The organism is Gemmobacter fulvus (assembly GCF_018798885.1).
In the GTDB taxonomy this organism is placed as follows: domain Bacteria; phylum Pseudomonadota; class Alphaproteobacteria; order Rhodobacterales; family Rhodobacteraceae; genus Gemmobacter; species Gemmobacter fulvus.
This window is the reverse complement of record NZ_CP076361.1, coordinates 2,745,510-2,761,528: the sequence shown is the minus strand read 5'-3', so window position 1 is coordinate 2,761,528 and position 16,019 is coordinate 2,745,510. Positions and strand designations below refer to the sequence as shown.

Sequence of the window (16,019 nt, the reverse complement as noted above, 5' to 3'; positions counted from 1 at the left end):
CCCGTCTTGCAATTTGCAAAAATACTCATCGCCTGAGCGGCCTGTCGCAGACGGGCCGCGAGGTAAAAACAACAACGCCCGGACCATCGGTCCGGGCGTTTCCGTTGGATTGGCCGCAATCAGGCGTGGATCGCGCCGTCGCCACAGGCAAGGGCGGCTTCGCGCACCGCCTCGCTATAGGTCGGATGCGCGTGGCAGGTCAGCGCGAGATCCTGCGCCGAAGCGCCGAATTCCATCGCCACACAGACTTCGTGGATCAGATCCCCTGCCCCCGGCCCGATGATATGGCAGCCCAGAATACGGTCGGTGGCCTTGTCGGCCAGCAGTTTCACAAAACCATCGGCCTGGAACACCGCTTTCGCCCGCGCATTGCCCATGAAGGGGAACTTGCCCACCTTGTAGGCATGGCCTGCGGCTTTCAGCTGCTCTTCCGTCTGCCCGACAGAGGCCACTTCCGGCGTGGTGTAAACCACGCCCGGAATGACGCCATAATTCACGTGGCCGGATTTGCCCGCCAGAATTTCGGCCAGCGCCATGCCCTCGTCTTCGGCCTTGTGCGCCAGCATCGGGCCGATGATCGCATCGCCAATGGCATAGAGCCCTTTGACATTGGTGCCGAAATGGCCGTCGGTCTTGACCTGTCCGCGGGGTTCCAGCGCCACGCCAAGCGCCTCCAGCCCAAGCCCGGCCAGATAGGGTTTGCGGCCGGTGGCGACCAGCACCACCTCGGCCTCGATCTCATGCGCCGAGTCGTCCTTGCGCAGCTTGTAGGCCACTTTCGCGCCGCCAGCGCTGCGTTCGGTGCCCTGCACCGCCGCGCCGAGGATGAATTTGAAGCCCTGTTTGGCAAGGATCTTCTGGAAGCTCTTCGCCACTTCGCCGTCCATGCCGGGGGTGATGGCGTCGAGATATTCCACCACAGTCACCTGAGTGCCAAGCCGCGCATAGACCGAGCCCATTTCCAGACCGATCACCCCGGCCCCGATCACCACCATGGTTTTCGGAATCGCCCCCAGCGCCAAGGCGCCGGTCGAGGTGACAACCACCTCTTCATCCACCGTGACACCCGGCAGGCTCGACGGTTCCGATCCGGTGGCAATCACGATATGCTTGGCCGTATGGGTTTCGTCCCCGACGGTCACCTGCCCCGGTGCCGGAATGCTGCCCCAGCCTTTCAGCCAGGTCACCTTGTTCTTCTTGAACAGGAACTCGATGCCCTTGGTATTGCCGGTCACCACATCCTGCTTATAGGCCTGCATCTTGGCCCAATCCACGGTCGGATGCGCGCCCATCAGGCCCATTTTTTCAAAGTTCTCATGCACTTCATGCAGATGATGCGTGGCGTTCAGCAAGGCCTTCGACGGGATGCAGCCCACATTCAGGCAGGTGCCGCCCAAGGCGTCGCGCCCCTCGACCACGGCGGTTTTCAGGCCAAGCTGCGCACAGCGGATGGCGCAGACATAGCCGCCAGGGCCACCACCGATGATGATCACGTCAAATTCAGCCATGGAGTTCATCCTTTGGAAAAGCTGCCCGGGGGGCGGTCACCGCGGCATCCGCAGTCTGGCCCCTGACAGCACGTCTCAGATCAAAGCGGCGATCAGCATCGCCACGGTTGCGAAAAATCCCACCGCCCAGATGGCCGAGCGCCAAGGGCGCAGACCATAGGCATAGGCCGGAATATAGAGGATGCGGGCGGCGAGATAGGCCCAGGCACAGGCCACCGTCACGCCGGAGGATTGATTGCCCAGCACCACCACCAGCACGGCGATGGTGAACAGGATCAAGCCTTCAAAATGGTTGTTCATCGCCCGTTGCAGCCGGGCGGTGACCGTCGAAAGCTGCCGCGACGGCGGCTTGTCACGCGCCGAAGAGGTATAGCCGGTGCCCAGCTCCAGATTGGCGGGCACGGCAAACAGCACGAATTGCACGGCTTGCAACAGACCGGCAAGCGCCAGCGCGGTGAGTTCGGGGGGCATCATGCGCGGTCTCCGATAAGGATGCGCAGAACACGGGCGCATCCTGCGGGATGGGGGCTTGGCGCGCGTGTCTGCACACACGAAGCCCCCACCAGTTTTACAGATCCATCAGCAGGCGGCGCGGGTCTTCCAGCGCTTCTTTGACGCGCACAAGGAAGGTCACGGCGCCTTTGCCGTCCACGATGCGGTGATCATAGGACAGCGCCAGATACATCATCGGACGGATCACGATCTGGCCATTCACCACCACCGGGCGGTCTTGGATCTTGTGCATCCCGAGGATACCCGATTGCGGCGGGTTCAGGATCGGCGAAGACATCAGCGAGCCATAGACGCCACCATTGGAAATGGTGAACGAACCGCCCTGCATTTCCGCCATCGACAGTTTGCCATCACGGGCGCGCAGGCCCAGTTCGGCAATCTTTTTCTCGATCGCGGCAAAGCCCATCTGATCGGCATCGCGCACCACCGGCACGACGAGGCCCGACGGCGTGCCGACGGCGACGCCCATATGGACATAGTTCTTGTAAACCACGTCCTGACCGTCGATTTCCGCATTCACCTCAGGCACTTCCTTCAGCGCATGGGTGCAGGCTTTCACGAAGAAGGACATGAAGCCCATCTTGACGCCGTGCTTCTTTTCGAACGCGTCCTTGTAGGTGTTGCGCAGCTCCATGATGCCCGACATGTCCACCTCGTTATAGGTGGTCAGCATGGCGGCGGTGTTCTGCGCGTCCTTCAGGCGGCGGGCGATGGTGGCGCGCAGGCGTGTCATCTTCACACGCTCTTCCCGGGCGGCGTCATCCGCCGGAACCGGCGCGCGGGGGGCGGCGGCCACCGGCGCAGGGGCTGCGGCCGCAGCGGCCACGGCTTTGGCCACATCATCCTTCATCACGCGGCCATCGCGACCGGTGCCCTGCACCGCATCGCGGCTGAGACCAGCCTCGGCCATCGCCTTTTTCGCGGCGGGGGCATCTTCGATGTCGGCGCGCGCGGTGACGGTTTCCGGCCCGGCACCGGGCGAATTGACGGCGGCGGCCGCTTCGGCTTTCGGCTCGACCGCTTTCACGGCCACAGCCCCGGCAGCGCCTTCGGTGATGGTGGCCAGCAGCGCGTTGGCGGCAACCGTTTCGCCTTCCTGCGCCACGATCTCGCCCAGGATACCGGCGGCAGGCGACGGCACGTCAAGGCTGACCTTGTCGGTTTCCAGCTCGCACAGGATTTCGTCAACTGTCACGGCATCGCCCGGCTTCTTGAACCAGGTGGCGATGGTGGCTTCGGTGACGCTTTCGCCCAGAGCGGGGACGCGGACTTCGATGCTCATGGTTTATTTCCCTTCAGCGATCAGCGCATCATTCACGAGCGCTTCTTGTTCGGCTTTATGTTTCGATGCGAGGCCGGTGGCCGGCGAGGCAGAGGCATTGCGCCCGGCGTAACGGGCGCGTTTCGTCGCCCCGCCCACCTGACCCAGCACCCATTCCAGGTTCGGCTCGATATAGCTCCAGGCCCCCTGGTTCTTCGGCTCTTCCTGACACCAGATGATCTCGGCCTGCTTGAAGCGCGCCAGTTCGGTGATCAGCGATTTGGTCGGCATCGGATACAGCTGTTCCACCCGCAGCAGATAGACATCGTCCAGCCCGCGCGCATCGCGTTCCGCCAGCAGGTCATAATAGACCTTGCCCGAACAAAGCACGACGCGCTTGATCTGGTCATCTGCCTTCAGCATGGTTTTGGAGTTGCCGCGCTCGGCATCATCCCACAGCACGCGGTGGAAGCTGGATCCGGTGGTGAAATCTGCCGCAGTCGACACGCAGAGCGGATGGCGCAGCAGCGATTTCGGCGTCATCAGCACCAGCGGCTTGCGGAAGTCGCGGTGGATCTGGCGGCGCAGAATGTGGAAGTAGTTCGCCGGGGTGGAGCAGTTGGCAACGATCCAGTTGTCATGTGCCGACATTTGCAGGAAGCGTTCCAGACGTGCCGACGAGTGTTCCGGCCCCTGCCCTTCAAACCCATGCGGCAGCAGCATGACAAGGCCCGACATGCGCAGCCATTTGCTTTCGCCCGAGTTGATGAACTGGTCGAACATGATCTGCGCGCCATTGGCGAAATCGCCGAACTGCGCTTCCCACATCACCAGCGCATTCGGCTCGGACAGCGAATAGCCGTATTCAAAGCCCAGCACCGCATATTCCGACAGCATCGAATCGATCACCTCATACCGCGCCTGACCGGCCCGGATGTGGTTCAGCGGGTAATGACGCTCTTCGGTGGTCTGATCGATGAAGGCAGAATGGCGCTGCGAGAAGGTGCCACGGGTGCAATCCTGCCCGGACAGACGCACGGGGAAGCCCTCGACCGCCAGCGACCCGAAGGCCAGCGCCTCGGCCGTGGCCCAATCGAAGCCGACGCCCGTCTCGAACATCTTCTTCTTGGCGTCGAGCTGGCGACCCACCGTCTTGTGCAGATCAAAGCCTTCGGGAACGCGGGTCAGCGCGGTGCCGATTTCGGCCATGGTTTCCGGCGCGATCGAGGTTTTGCCCGGTGTATAGTCCTGGCTTTCGCGCGACATGTTCTTCCAGCGCCCGTCCAGCCAGTCGGCCTTGTTGGGCTTGAATTCCTTGCCTGCCTCGAATTCCTCGTTCAGACGCGCCTGGAAGGCGGCCTTCATGTCTTCGATCTCGCCTTCCGGAATCAGACCGTCGCGCACAAGGCGTTCAGTATAGAGCTGCAAGGTGGTCTTGTGCTTCTTGATCTCGGTATACATCGCCGGGTTGGTGAACATCGGCTCGTCGCCTTCGTTATGCCCGAAGCGACGATAGCAGAAAATGTCCAGCACCACGTCCTTGTGGAAGGTCTGGCGGAACTCGGTCGCCACACGCGCGGCGTGCACCACGGCCTCCGGGTCATCACCGTTCACGTGGAAGATCGGCGCTTCCACCATCAGGGCGATGTCGGTCGGATAGGGGCTGGAGCGCGAGAAATGCGGCGCGGTGGTGAAGCCGATCTGGTTGTTCACCACGATATGAATGGTGCCGCCAGTGCGGTGGCCTTTCAGCCCCGACAGGCCGAAACATTCGGCAACGACGCCCTGCCCGGCAAAGGCCGCATCGCCATGCAGCAGGATCGGCAGAACCTGATGCCGGTCGGTATCGCCCAGCTGGTCCTGCTTGGCGCGCACCTTGCCCAGCACCACCGGGTTCACCGCTTCAAGGTGCGACGGGTTGGCGGTCAGGCTGAGGTGAACCGTGTTGCCATCAAAGGTGCGGTCCGACGAGGCGCCGAGGTGATATTTCACGTCGCCCGAACCGTCCACATCCTCCGGCTTGAAACTGCCGCCCTGGAATTCGTTGAAGATGGCGCGATAGGGTTTCTGCATCACATTGGCCAGAACCGACAGGCGGCCCCGGTGCGGCATGCCGATCACGATGTCTTTGACACCGAGATTGCCGCCGCGCTTGATGATCTGCTCCATCGCGGGGATCAGCGCCTCGCCACCGTCAAGGCCGAAGCGCTTGGTGCCCATGTATTTCACATGGAGGAATTTCTCATAGCCCTCGGCCTCGACCAGCTTGTTCAGGATCGCCTTGCGCCCTTCGCGGGTGAAGGCAATTTCCTTGCCATAGCCTTCGATCCGCTCTTTCAGCCAGCTGGCCTGTTCCGGGTCCGAAATGTGCATGTATTGCAGCGCGAAGGTGCCGCAATAGGTGCGCTTCACGATCTCCACGATCTGCCGCATCGAGGCGGTTTGCAGCCCCAGAACATTGTCGATGAAGATCGGGCGATCCATGTCGGCTTCGGTGAAGCCATAGGATTTCGGATCCAGCTCGGGGTGGTTGGTGCGGTCGGTCATGCCCAGCGGATCAAGATCGGCGGCCAGATGGCCCCGGATCCGGTAGGCGCGGATCAGCATGATGGCGCGGATGCTGTCCAGCACGGCGCGCTGGATCTGTGCATCCGACAGGCTGACGCCCTTTTCTTCGGCCTTGGCGGTGATCTTGGCCGCAGCGCCCTTCGCCTCTTTGGCGGGCATCATCGGCCATTCGCCGGTCAGGGCCGCGGTCAGATCATCGGCGGGCGCAGGCGGCCAGTCGGCGCGCGCCCAGGACGGGCCCGCAGCGGCGCGCTTGGCGTCCAGCTCGCTGTCGCCCAGCGCCTTGAAGAAGGCAACCCAGCCAGCATCCACGCTGGCCGGATCGGCGGCATAGCGCGCCTGAAGCTGGTCGATATAGTCGGCATTGGCCCCGTCCATGAAGGAGGAAGCGTGCATCGCGTCATTCGGGGATTGGTCGTTCATGTCATTGCCTCATGGAGACGTAAGGTCGGGGGCGAGTTACTTGCACTGCACGACGAGCTTGCGCACGCCCGGCATCTGATCGGGATGTTCAAGGGGCTTGTCCTCGGCGGAAGCGACACCCTGCTTGGCACATATGCGCGCGGGCGCAGCTTTCAACTGCGCCTTGTCGGTGGTGGCCGTCTTGTAGAACAGGATATTCGGAACACCGCCGAAAACGATGCCGCCGACGCCTTCGCCCGTCGCGGAATAGGCGACAATATTTTCAGCCGAAACGCCGGTGGCTTCTGCCGCGCGGCTCATCTTTCCGGCTGCAACTGTCCCGGTGCCCGTGCCGGAATTGACACAGCCGGTCAGGGTGGCTGTGACCAGCAGGGCGATGGTCAGATGTTGCATCTTTTTCCCCATTGATGGTGCCCCGGAGGTATGACCTCCGGGGAACACATGTTACTTGCCCAGCGCTTTCATCACCGCTTCGCCCAGACCTGCCGGGCTGTCGGCCACGATGATGCCTGCGGATTTCATCGCTTCGATCTTCGATTCCGCATCGCCCTTGCCCCCGGCCACGATGGCCCCGGCATGGCCCATGCGGCGGCCCTTCGGTGCGGTGCGGCCCGCGATGAAGCCTGCGGTCGGTTTCCAGCGGCCACGCTTCTTCTCGTCCGCCAGGAACTGTGCGGCTTCTTCTTCAGCCGAGCCACCGATTTCACCGATCATGATAATCGACTGGGTTTCCGGGTCGGCCAGGAACATTTCCAGCACGTCGATATGCTCGGTGCCCTTGATCGGGTCGCCGCCGATGCCCACGGCCGAGGATTGGCCCAGACCCAGATCGGAGGTCTGCTTGACCGCCTCATAGGTCAGCGTGCCCGAGCGCGACACCACACCGACGCTGCCGCGCTGGTGGATATGGCCCGGCATGATGCCGATCTTGCAGGCGCCGGGGGTGATGACGCCGGGGCAGTTCGGCCCGATCAGGCGCGATTTGCTGCCTTCCAGCGCGCGTTTCACCTTCATCATGTCCAGCACCGGGATGCCTTCGGTGATGCAGACGATCAACTCCATTTCGGCGTCGATCGCCTCGAGGATCGAGTCGGCAGCGAAGGGCGGCGGCACATAGATCACGCTGGCATTCGCGCCGGTGACGTGACGGGCCTCATGGACCGAGTTGAACACCGGCAGGTTCAGGTGGGTCGTGCCACCCTTGCCGGGCGTCACACCCCCAACCATCTTGGTGCCATAGGCAATCGCCTGTTCCGAGTGGAAGGTGCCCTGCGAGCCGGTGAAGCCCTGGCAGATGACTTTGGTATTTTCGTTTACGAGAACGGCCATTGGATTATCCCTTCACCGCTTTGACAATTTTCTGCGCGGCGTCGGACAGGTTGTCGCCCGCGATCACGTTCAGACCGGAGTTGCGGATGATGTCCTTGCCCAGTTCGACATTCGTGCCTTCCAGACGCACGACCAGCGGAACCTGAAGCCCGACCTCTTTCACCGCTGCCAGCACGCCCTCTGCGATCACGTCGCAGCGCATGATGCCGCCGAAGATGTTCACGAGGATGCCTTTGACGTTGGGATCCGAGGTGATGATCTTGAAGGCTTCGGTCACTTTCTCCTTGGTAGCGCCACCGCCCACATCGAGGAAGTTGGCCGGCTCTGCCCCATAAAGCTTGATGATGTCCATGGTCGCCATGGCAAGGCCTGCACCGTTCACCATGCAGCCGATCTCGCCATCCAGCGCGATGTAGTTCAGATCGAACTTCGATGCGGCCAGCTCTTTCGGGTCTTCTTCGGTTTCGTCGCGCAGCGAGGCGATGTCGCCGTGGCGATACATGGCATTGCCATCGAACGACACCTTGGCGTCCAGCACCTTGAGGTTGCCATCGGGCATGACGATCAGCGGGTTGATCTCCAGCATCTCCATGTCCTTCTCGACGAAGGCTTTGTAGAGGATCTTCACCAGAGCAACGCATTGCTTGACGGCAGCGCCTTCAAGACCCAGCGCGAAAGCCACGCGGCGACCATGGAAATCCGACAGCCCCGACGCGGGATCCACCGAGAAGGAGATGATCTTTTCGGGCGTATGCGCCGCGACTTCCTCGATATCCATGCCGCCTTCGGTGGAGGCCACGAAGGAGATGCGCGAGGTCTGGCGATCCACCAGCAGCGCAAGATAGAGTTCGCGCGCAATATCGGAACCGGCTTCGATATAGATGCGGTTCACCTGTTTGCCAGCCGGGCCGGTCTGGTGGGTGACGAGCGTGCGGCCCAGCATCTGCTTGGCCAGCTCTGCCGCCTCGGAGACCGATTTGGCCAGACGAACGCCGCCCTTTTCACCGGCTTCCGGCTCGACAAATTTTCCTTTGCCACGGCCACCGGCGTGGATCTGCGCCTTTACCACCCAAAGCGGCCCGTCCAACTCGCCTGCGGCGGTTTTCGCATCTTCGGCCTTCAGCACAACGCGCCCGTCAGAAACCGGAGCGCCATAGCTGCGCAGAAGCGCCTTGGCCTGATATTCGTGGATGTTCATGGATCATGTCCCATCGCTGCTGATTTGGGGGCGTGATGCCATAGATAAAGGCAGGTTCAAAACGGGATTTAGCGGGTAAGCGGGTTTTGGCGCAGAAAAATCAGCTTTGTGATCACAGCCTGAAAAAGTGTGATCACAAGTTACGATGTGTTTACGCAAACAGTGAGTCGCGCCCCACGCCGCCCGGTCAAATGGGCCGGGCGATGCACAGCACCTGCCCCCGCGGCAGCCGCGTCGGGCGCAGCTTTGCCGCGAAGCCCGCACTCTGGCAGAAGTGCAGAACATCCTCGGCGAGCATGTGATAGGGCGGGCGGATGTCATGCGTCACCACCCCGTCCGGCTGACGCACCGGACCCAGACTCGCCTCGGCATCCGGCGCAAGGAAGGTGGTGAAGATCAGCTTTTCCACCCGGGTGAAGTGCTGTCGGATCCGCAGCAAGGCCCGGCGCAGGTGATTGGCCGGCAGATGCGTGAACACGGCGAAGCACAGGATATAGTCGATTTCGGTCGGCACCCCCGGAAAGCCGAAATCGGCGTCCCCGATCAGCTGCGTGCGAGGCAGGCGCGCCCGGTCGCCCTCGGTCAGTTCCGACGCATAGCCCTTGAGGATCAGATCGCGCGACAGATCGGTGCCCCAGTAATTGCCGGGGTTGAGGAAGGGCACCAGACGGCACCCCGTCCGCAACGGGCCGCAGCCGATATCCAGCAGGCTGTGCCGGGGCCGCAGACCTTCGGCCAGCAGCATCTTCATCTGGATGAGCCCCGTTTCCTCCCACCGCCCGCCAATGATGGCGCGATGGTGGCCACGGGCCAGCGCATCAGGAATGAAACCGGGCGCGTGATAAGGAGAGATATGGCCTTTCATCCCGGCGCAATATCACGCGCGCAAGTCGGAGGCAAAGCCCCCGCACAGCCAGATACACGCGCTTGCGGGAAATACCGCAGCGGCCTGCCCGTGCCTTGCAATCGAAGATATGGCGACCCCGGGAGGAATCGAACCCCCAACCCCAGACTTAGAAGGTCCGTGCTCTATCCAGTTGAGCTACGAGGCCGTTATGCCCTGATACCGCGTCGGAAAACCCGGCGCAACGGGCAGCTGACAGGCAATTGCGGCCCCGGGACGGTTGGTTCAGCTGAGGCTGCGCGTCATGAAATAGCTGTTGGGATCCTCCCAATAGCCTTCAAACGGCGGACATTGGGCAAAGCCTGCGCGTTCATACAGGGCGCGGGCGGGGGCAAAGACATCTTCCACCCCGGTTTCAAGGCTCAGCCGCTGATAGCCAAGCGCTTGCGCCTGTTCCAGCAGATGATCCAGCAGCACCCGCGCCAGCCCGCGGCCCCGTGCCTCGGCCACCACATGCATCGACTTGATTTCGGCATGGGTCGCGTCGATCCGCTTCACCGCGCCCATTCCCAGCACCGATGCCCCCTCGCGCAGCGTGAAAAACGCCACATCAGGCGTGTCCAGCTCTGCCGGATCCAGCGCATGAACGCTTTCGGGCGGGCTGGAGGCGTGCATCAGGGCCAGATGGCGCTGCAACAGCGGCAAGACCTCTGCCGCCAGCGGCGTGTCCCGGCGAATCTCGATCCCGCTCATTGTGCTGCCCCCATCGCCGTCACATCCACGCCATTCACCAGAATCTTGCCCGGTGTCTTTGCGTCAATCACCCATTGCAGACCGCTCCCGCCCGCCGCCGGGCGTGCCATGCCACCGATCAGCAGCATCGCAGGCCCCATTTCGCTGCGGATCTCTGGCGGGGCGGCATTAACGGCGGCCAGCACCGAATCCCACCCCTCGACCGTGATCGTCGAGGCCCCGGTCGGCACGCCCTCCCGACCGATCACCATGCTGCCCTCATAGCCAAGATTGTAGTCCGACCCGGACACGCCACCGGGCGCGAGGGTGATCCTCGCCCCCTCCCCCGGCAGAAACGCGGCCAGCATGGTGGGGCCGATGTTCTTGTCGATCGGGTCCGGCTTGGTCAGATCAAACCCCGCAATCAGCATCCGCGCGGGTGCGGCCAGCGCAAAATCTTCAGCCTGCAGATCGAGTGACAGCCCCTCCGGCACCAGCGGGAGCGCCCAATCCGGCACCACGCCTGCGGGCGCCTCGAAGCCCATCAGACTGATCGACTGGCGCAGAAGGCCATCCTCGACAACACCATTCAAGGTCGCGTCGACCCCCACGCGGTCCAGCGTGAACCGGCCCAGCGGCGTGTCTGCCTTGATGCCGGTGATCTCTGCCTGCGACTGGAGTTGATCGAACACCGGAAGCAGCGCCTCCAGACGGCGGCGCAGCCCCTCCTGATCCGCGATAACCTGCGGGCCCGAGGCATGGGCCACCGCCCAAGCCAGAAGATCGGCAGTTTGATGCGTGCGCAGCCCCGCGATCTTGCCATCCACCTTGTAGCGCGCCGCGGCCAAGGTCAGCTCGAACGCGGGCATGCCCGGCTCTGACACCGTGGAGACCTCTTTCAACCCGATCATGTCCATGCGCGAGGTGATGTCGACCCCGCCATCCTTTCCGGCAACCCCTTGCGCGCGATAGGTGGTTTCTGAAACTGCACTGCGGGTAACGGATGGCACAGCGGGTTGCCCTTCGACCGCCGCCGTCAGGCTGCGCTGCGACAGCACCATGCCCTTTGTCTGGCTCTGCACCTCGCGGAAGGTGCCAAGCGCCTCGTCAAACAGGCCGCTGGTGCTGTTCTTTTCCGCCGTTGCGGTCAGCGTGATCTGGCCGGGCAGCTCAAGCTCAATGGCGAGCGGGCCGTCCTGAACCACCCCCCACAGCCCTTCGCCACGCTCTGTCAGGCTGAATTGCATCGGCTCGCTGCGCAGGGCAAGGCCGGGTTGCGCCAGATGCGCCACCAGCCGCGCCGCATCGACCCGCAGGGTGTAGCTTTCCCCCGCAGGCGTCACCGTCACCACCCCCGGCGTCTTGCCCAGATAGCGCTGGAACACGCCTGTCAGTTTTACAGCCCCTGCCTCGGTTGCGGGGGCCGCCTGTGCAGCAGCAGCCGCCAGCACAGATACGGACAGGATCAGGGAGCGCAGGAACATCGGGGCCTCAAATGCAAATCGACGGGAAAGTCCCGCCGATTTGAACACCTTACAGGCCGGATGTGCAACCACTGACACTCAGGCCAGCGCGAAGCATCGTCAGGGGCGGATCAATGGGTCCAAGCGCCCTTGCGGTTGGTGGCAAAATTTTCGCCATAGCCCATCATGCGGATATTGGGTTTGCGCTTGTTCGGCTCCATTACATCGGCGGCGATGCCATTGGCCTTTGCGTAATCTTCGGCAGCCTCGCGCGTCTCGAACCGCAGCTTGACCTGGGTCGTGGTGTCGGTCGTCGAGGTCCAGCCCATCAGCGGGTCAACTTCGCGGGCCGAGGCGGGTGCAAATTCCAGAACCCAGCCTTTGGCCTTGGCAGTCCCGGACTGCATCGCGTTGCGGGCGGGCTGGTAGATGCGTGCGCGCATGGGAGGCTCCTTGCAAATCTGCCTTCTTATTGGCGAATTCCGGCAGTGAAGCAAGGGGCGACCGCAGCCGTTTTTACACCTGTGGCACCGATTGCGGGAGGGGTTGGCAAGTCTGTCGGCCAGCCACTGGGAGTGTGGGGTGGGGTGTGTGGTTGCGACCAGCCGACAGTGCGTTGCTTGCCCTCTGATCTTGGCGCGACCAATCGCAAATTTCAACCATAAGATGCGTCAGGATTTCAGATTTTCGGTAAAATTGAATCGCTTTTCTTCACTTTGGCGTAATTGCAGTTAACAGCCGGTAAAGATAGCTGCAGTTGAGGCCTTGAACAGGAACAAAAACGGATCATCTTGAGGCTCTGCCTGAGGGAATCACCCATGCCGCACAACAATATCAATGCCCCCACCGAACGCCCCGAGGTGCTGACCCGCCCCAAACTGGAGGGCGGGCGCAAATTTGTGCTGCACACACCCTTCCAACCCGCAGGCGATCAGCCCACCGCGATTGCGGAGTTAACGGCGGGCATCACCGCAGGCGAGCACAATCAGGTGCTTCTGGGCGCGACCGGAACCGGCAAAACCTTCACCATGGCCAAGGTGATCGAACAGACCCAGCGCCCGGCCATCATCCTGGCCCCCAACAAGACGCTGGCGGCGCAATTATACGGCGAATTCAAAGGCTTCTTCCCTGAAAACGCCGTTGAGTATTTCGTGAGCTATTACGACTACTACCAACCCGAGGCCTATGTCGCCCGGTCAGACACCTATATCGAGAAAGAAAGCCAGATCAACGAACAGATCGACCGGATGCGCCACTCGGCCACCCGGGCGCTGCTGGAACGTGACGATGTGATCATCGTGGCGTCTGTCAGCTGTATCTATGGTATCGGCTCGGTCGAGACCTATTCGGCGATGACGCAGGATCTTGTGGTCGGGCAGAGCTATGACCCGCGACAGGTTGTGGCGGAACTGGTGGCGCAACAATATCGCCGCAACGATCAGGGCTTTCAGCGCGGCTCGTTCCGGGTGCGCGGCGACAGTCTGGAAGTCTGGCCTGCCCACCTTGAAGACCGGGCATGGCGCTTTTCCTTTTTCGGAGAAGAGCTTGAAGGCATCATGGAATTCGATCCGCTGACCGGGGCGAAGACGGATGTGTTCAAGCAGATCCGCATCTATGCCAATTCCCACTATGTCACGCCGCGCCCGACCATGCAGCAGGCGGTGATCGGTATCAAACGCGAGCTGCGGCAGCGGCTGGATCAACTGGTGAACGAGGGCAAGCTGCTGGAGGCGCAGCGGCTGGAGCAGCGCTGCAATTTCGATCTGGAAATGCTGGAGGCGACTGGCGTCTGCAACGGGATCGAGAATTATTCGCGCTACCTGACCGGGCGCGCGCCGGGCGAACCGCCGCCGACCCTGTTCGAATTCATCCCCGACAATGCCATTGTGTTCGCCGACGAATCCCACGTGTCGGTGCCGCAGATCGGCGGCATGTACAAAGGCGACTATCGGCGCAAGTTCACCCTGGCCGAACATGGTTTCCGCTTGCCCTCCTGCATGGACAACCGCCCGCTGAAATTCGAGGAATGGGATGCGATGCGCCCGCAATCCATCTTCGTTTCGGCCACGCCCTCTTCCTGGGAAATGGAACAGGCGGGCGGCGCTTTTGCCGAACAGGTGATCCGCCCGACCGGCCTGCTGGATCCGGTGGTGGAAATCCGCCCGGTCGATATGCAGGTGGACGATCTGCTGGACGAAATCCGCCGGGTGGCCGCCCAGGGGTTGCGGATTCTGGTCACGACCCTGACCAAACGCATGGCCGAGGATCTGACCGAATATTTCCACGAACAGGGCATCCGCATCCGCTATATGCACTCGGACATCGACACCATCGAACGTATTGAAATCCTGCGGGATTTACGGCTGGGGGCCTTTGACGTTCTGGTGGGGATCAACCTGTTGCGCGAAGGTCTGGATATTCCCGAATGTGGCCTTGTGGCGATTCTGGATGCCGACAAAGAGGGGTTTCTGCGCTCGGAAACCTCGCTGATCCAGACCATTGGCCGCGCCGCCCGCAACGCCGAAGGCCGGGTCATCATGTATGCCGACCGGATCACCGGCAGCATGGAACGCGCTCTGGCCGAAACCAACCGGCGCCGCGACAAGCAGATTGCCTATAACCTGAAGCATGGCATCACGCCGCAGACGGTGAAAAAGAACGTCGAAGACGTGCTGGCCGGGCTGTGGCAGGGCGATACCGATATGTCGCGCGTCACGGCGAAGGTTGAAAAATCGCTGGTCGGCTCTAACCTGGCTGCGCATCTGGACGGGTTGCGGTTGCAAATGCGCAAGGCGGCCGAGAATCTGGAGTTTGAAGAGGCCGCCCGCCTGCGCGACGAGGTGAAGCGGCTGGAGGCCGTCGAGTTGACGATTGCCGATGACCCGCTGGCCCGGCAAAGTGCCGTGGAAGAGGCGGTGGATGCCGCGGTGAAATCCTCTGGCCGCTCTACCGCAGGGCGTGCAGGGCAAAGGGGCGGCACGAAGCGCCGCCGCTGATCTCAACATCATCATGGAGTTGACTATGCGTTTGTCCGTCTTTGCCCTGCTGCTGAGCACCCTGCCGTGCCACGCCTCCTCGGATGAGGCGTGGGAGCAGTTCCACACCGATGTTCATGCGGCCTGTCTTGCGGCCCTGGGCGACACCGGAACAGCGGTGATCGAGGTCAATCCGTTCGGCTCTGAAAGCTACGGCGCAGCCCTTGTCACCGTGTCTACCGGCACTGCCGCAGAGCGTATGGTCTGCGTGTTCGACAAACAAAGTGGCAAGGCCGAACTGACCGGCCCCTTCCCCGGCTGAGGTCAGAACACCGCCTGCACCTCATACATCACCGGCTCGAATCCCCTGCACAGCTGGGCGATCCGGCGATTGCGCTCGCGCATTTCGGGGCTGCGCAGCATCGCCTGATAATCTTCTCTTTTCAACCACTTGGAATAGTTGGCAATCCGGGTCTGCGCATCATTCATATGCAGGCCCGCGCCCAGAAAGCCGGGCTGGTGGCGGATGAAATTGGTATAGGCGTCTTCCAGCGCCTCCATCAGGTCATGGGCGGTGCCGGGCGTCATCTCGAAAGTGGTGATGACGGTCTGGCCTTGAAAGTCAGTGCTGATCTGGGGCATGTTTGTGATCCTCCCTGCCAGTCAGGATAGCACAATATCGTGGAAAATCATGCGGTTCATTGACGCAAACCATCCGTTCTTCAAACCCGTCTGGCGGCGGTGGGCGGTATCCCTCGCCCCGGTGCTCTGGGCCGCGGTCGAGGTCTGGACGGGCAACCCCGGCTGGGCAATTTTGTTCGGCGGTGCAGGGGCTTATGCCTTTTATGCGCTGATCATCGAAGGCCCTTCGGACAGCTGACACGGGCGCGCATCGCGCCGCTGTCCCCCTCGACCGATGCGGGGATGACATCACAGCCGGTCAGCCATGGCACGATGCCGATCATCGTGGCCTTGATCCTGTCATGCTCCGCCCGCCCGGCATGGCCGAGGCGGATCACCTCCACCCGGTTTTCCCTTTTGTAAACAACATAGTCCCGGCCATCGACCGTTGTGTCATGGCGCGCGCCGCCGAACATCAGCGGCGCAGGTTGCGCGCCACAGGCGGCGCAGATCAGCAGGGGCAAAATCCATCTCATGGCCCCAGCTTCGCGCGGATTGTTTAAGCCCCGGTTAAAGCGGTTCTG

General features: G+C 62.2%; 16 protein-coding genes and 1 tRNA gene. 3 read left to right on the top strand and 14 right to left on the bottom strand.

The window, feature by feature from the left end:
• Positions 1–119: 119 nt before the first annotated feature.
• The 12 genes from lpdA to KM031_RS13305 all read right to left on the bottom strand — a co-directional run bounded on the left by lpdA (position 120) and on the right by KM031_RS13305 (position 12,282).
• Positions 120–1,508 (bottom strand): dihydrolipoyl dehydrogenase, encoded by a 1,389-nt coding sequence (gene lpdA / locus KM031_RS13360; RefSeq protein ID WP_246567151.1) that lies wholly within the window; start codon positions 1,506–1,508, stop codon positions 120–122.
• Between the two features lie 75 nt (positions 1,509–1,583).
• A complete protein-coding gene (locus tag KM031_RS13355) occupies positions 1,584–1,979 on the bottom strand; it encodes an MAPEG family protein (RefSeq protein ID WP_215506207.1) in 396 nt (131 codons plus the stop codon).
• Positions 1,980–2,076: 97 nt separating this feature from the next.
• Positions 2,077–3,303, bottom strand: coding sequence for a 2-oxoglutarate dehydrogenase complex dihydrolipoyllysine-residue succinyltransferase (gene odhB, locus KM031_RS13350; protein WP_215506133.1), 1,227 nt, complete (start codon positions 3,301–3,303; stop codon positions 2,077–2,079).
• 3 nt (positions 3,304–3,306) lie between these two features.
• Positions 3,307–6,273, bottom strand: a complete 2,967-nt coding sequence (locus KM031_RS13345; protein WP_215506132.1) for a 2-oxoglutarate dehydrogenase E1 component — start codon at positions 6,271–6,273, stop codon at positions 3,307–3,309.
• Between the two features lie 36 nt (positions 6,274–6,309).
• Positions 6,310–6,666, bottom strand: a complete 357-nt coding sequence (locus tag KM031_RS13340) for a hypothetical protein (protein ID WP_215506131.1) — start codon at positions 6,664–6,666, stop codon at positions 6,310–6,312.
• 51 nt (positions 6,667–6,717) lie between these two features.
• The gene (gene sucD, locus KM031_RS13335) at positions 6,718–7,602 is read right to left on the bottom strand and encodes a succinate--CoA ligase subunit alpha (RefSeq protein ID WP_215506130.1); all 885 of its coding nucleotides are present in this window, start codon (positions 7,600–7,602) and stop codon (positions 6,718–6,720) included.
• 4 nt (positions 7,603–7,606) lie between these two features.
• Positions 7,607–8,800, bottom strand: a complete 1,194-nt coding sequence (gene sucC, locus KM031_RS13330) for an ADP-forming succinate--CoA ligase subunit beta (protein WP_215506129.1) — start codon at positions 8,798–8,800, stop codon at positions 7,607–7,609.
• A 187-nt stretch (positions 8,801–8,987) separates the two neighbouring features.
• Entirely contained in the window at positions 8,988–9,665 is a 678-nt protein-coding gene (locus KM031_RS13325; protein ID WP_215506128.1) for a class I SAM-dependent methyltransferase, read from the bottom strand.
• A gap of 110 nt (positions 9,666–9,775) precedes the next feature.
• Positions 9,776–9,852, bottom strand: a tRNA-Arg gene (locus KM031_RS13320).
• Between the two features lie 77 nt (positions 9,853–9,929).
• Positions 9,930–10,397 carry a GNAT family N-acetyltransferase gene (locus tag KM031_RS13315; protein ID WP_215506127.1) on the bottom strand — a complete coding sequence of 156 codons (468 nt, stop codon included), beginning with the start codon at positions 10,395–10,397 and terminating at the stop codon, positions 9,930–9,932.
• Entirely contained in the window at positions 10,394–11,860 is a 1,467-nt protein-coding gene (locus KM031_RS13310; protein ID WP_215506126.1) for a DUF2125 domain-containing protein, read from the bottom strand. Before KM031_RS13310 ends, KM031_RS13315 begins: the two co-directional genes overlap by 4 nt.
• Positions 11,861–11,970: 110 nt before the next feature.
• The gene (locus KM031_RS13305) at positions 11,971–12,282 is read right to left on the bottom strand and encodes an ETC complex I subunit (RefSeq protein ID WP_215506125.1); all 312 of its coding nucleotides are present in this window, start codon (positions 12,280–12,282) and stop codon (positions 11,971–11,973) included.
• A gap of 375 nt (positions 12,283–12,657) precedes the next feature.
• On the opposite strand from KM031_RS13305, the gene uvrB reads away from it, so the two are divergent.
• On the top strand, positions 12,658–14,835 hold the full coding sequence (gene uvrB, locus KM031_RS13300) for an excinuclease ABC subunit UvrB (RefSeq protein ID WP_215506124.1): 2,178 nt from the start codon (positions 12,658–12,660) through the stop codon (positions 14,833–14,835).
• Between the two features lie 25 nt (positions 14,836–14,860).
• Entirely contained in the window at positions 14,861–15,136 is a 276-nt protein-coding gene (locus KM031_RS13295; RefSeq protein ID WP_215506123.1) for a hypothetical protein, read from the top strand.
• Between the two features lie 2 nt (positions 15,137–15,138).
• Here the strand turns inward: KM031_RS13295 and KM031_RS13290 are convergent, their stop codons facing one another.
• Entirely contained in the window at positions 15,139–15,456 is a 318-nt protein-coding gene (locus KM031_RS13290; RefSeq protein ID WP_215506122.1) for an antibiotic biosynthesis monooxygenase family protein, read from the bottom strand.
• Between the two features lie 49 nt (positions 15,457–15,505).
• Between KM031_RS13290 and KM031_RS13285 the strand changes: the two genes are divergently transcribed.
• Positions 15,506–15,694 carry a hypothetical protein gene (locus KM031_RS13285; RefSeq protein ID WP_215506121.1) on the top strand — a complete coding sequence of 63 codons (189 nt, stop codon included), beginning with the start codon at positions 15,506–15,508 and terminating at the stop codon, positions 15,692–15,694.
• On the opposite strand, the gene KM031_RS13280 is transcribed toward KM031_RS13285, so the two are convergent.
• Positions 15,669–15,971, bottom strand: a complete 303-nt coding sequence (locus KM031_RS13280; RefSeq protein ID WP_215506120.1) for a hypothetical protein — start codon at positions 15,969–15,971, stop codon at positions 15,669–15,671. The two genes, KM031_RS13285 and KM031_RS13280, sit on opposite strands and share 26 nt — an antisense overlap.
• Between the last annotated feature and the right edge of the window lie 48 nt (positions 15,972–16,019).

Bases quoted from the DNA above. Each gene is read 5' to 3' on its own strand.
- sucD (WP_215506130.1), bottom strand. From the start codon at position 7,602: ATGGCCGTTCTCGTAAACGAAAATACCAAAGTCATCTGCCAGGGCTTC.
- KM031_RS13340 (WP_215506131.1), bottom strand. From the start codon at position 6,666: ATGCAACATCTGACCATCGCCCTGCTGGTCACAGCCACCCTGACCGGC.
- KM031_RS13305 (WP_215506125.1), bottom strand. From the start codon at position 12,282: ATGCGCGCACGCATCTACCAGCCCGCCCGCAACGCGATGCAGTCCGGG.
- KM031_RS13310 (WP_215506126.1), bottom strand. From the start codon at position 11,860: ATGTTCCTGCGCTCCCTGATCCTGTCCGTATCTGTGCTGGCGGCTGCT.
- KM031_RS13325 (WP_215506128.1), bottom strand. From the start codon at position 9,665: ATGAAAGGCCATATCTCTCCTTATCACGCGCCCGGTTTCATTCCTGAT.
- uvrB (WP_215506124.1), top strand. From the start codon at position 12,658: ATGCCGCACAACAATATCAATGCCCCCACCGAACGCCCCGAGGTGCTG.
- odhB (WP_215506133.1), bottom strand. From the start codon at position 3,303: ATGAGCATCGAAGTCCGCGTCCCCGCTCTGGGCGAAAGCGTCACCGAA.
- KM031_RS13295 (WP_215506123.1), top strand. From the start codon at position 14,861: ATGCGTTTGTCCGTCTTTGCCCTGCTGCTGAGCACCCTGCCGTGCCAC.
- KM031_RS13285 (WP_215506121.1), top strand. From the start codon at position 15,506: ATGCGGTTCATTGACGCAAACCATCCGTTCTTCAAACCCGTCTGGCGG.
- KM031_RS13280 (WP_215506120.1), bottom strand. From the start codon at position 15,971: ATGAGATGGATTTTGCCCCTGCTGATCTGCGCCGCCTGTGGCGCGCAA.
- KM031_RS13290 (WP_215506122.1), bottom strand. From the start codon at position 15,456: ATGCCCCAGATCAGCACTGACTTTCAAGGCCAGACCGTCATCACCACT.
- lpdA (WP_246567151.1), bottom strand. From the start codon at position 1,508: ATGGCTGAATTTGACGTGATCATCATCGGTGGTGGCCCTGGCGGCTAT.
- KM031_RS13355 (WP_215506207.1), bottom strand. From the start codon at position 1,979: ATGCCCCCCGAACTCACCGCGCTGGCGCTTGCCGGTCTGTTGCAAGCC.
- KM031_RS13315 (WP_215506127.1), bottom strand. From the start codon at position 10,397: ATGAGCGGGATCGAGATTCGCCGGGACACGCCGCTGGCGGCAGAGGTC.
- sucC (WP_215506129.1), bottom strand. From the start codon at position 8,800: ATGAACATCCACGAATATCAGGCCAAGGCGCTTCTGCGCAGCTATGGC.
- KM031_RS13345 (WP_215506132.1), bottom strand. From the start codon at position 6,273: ATGAACGACCAATCCCCGAATGACGCGATGCACGCTTCCTCCTTCATG.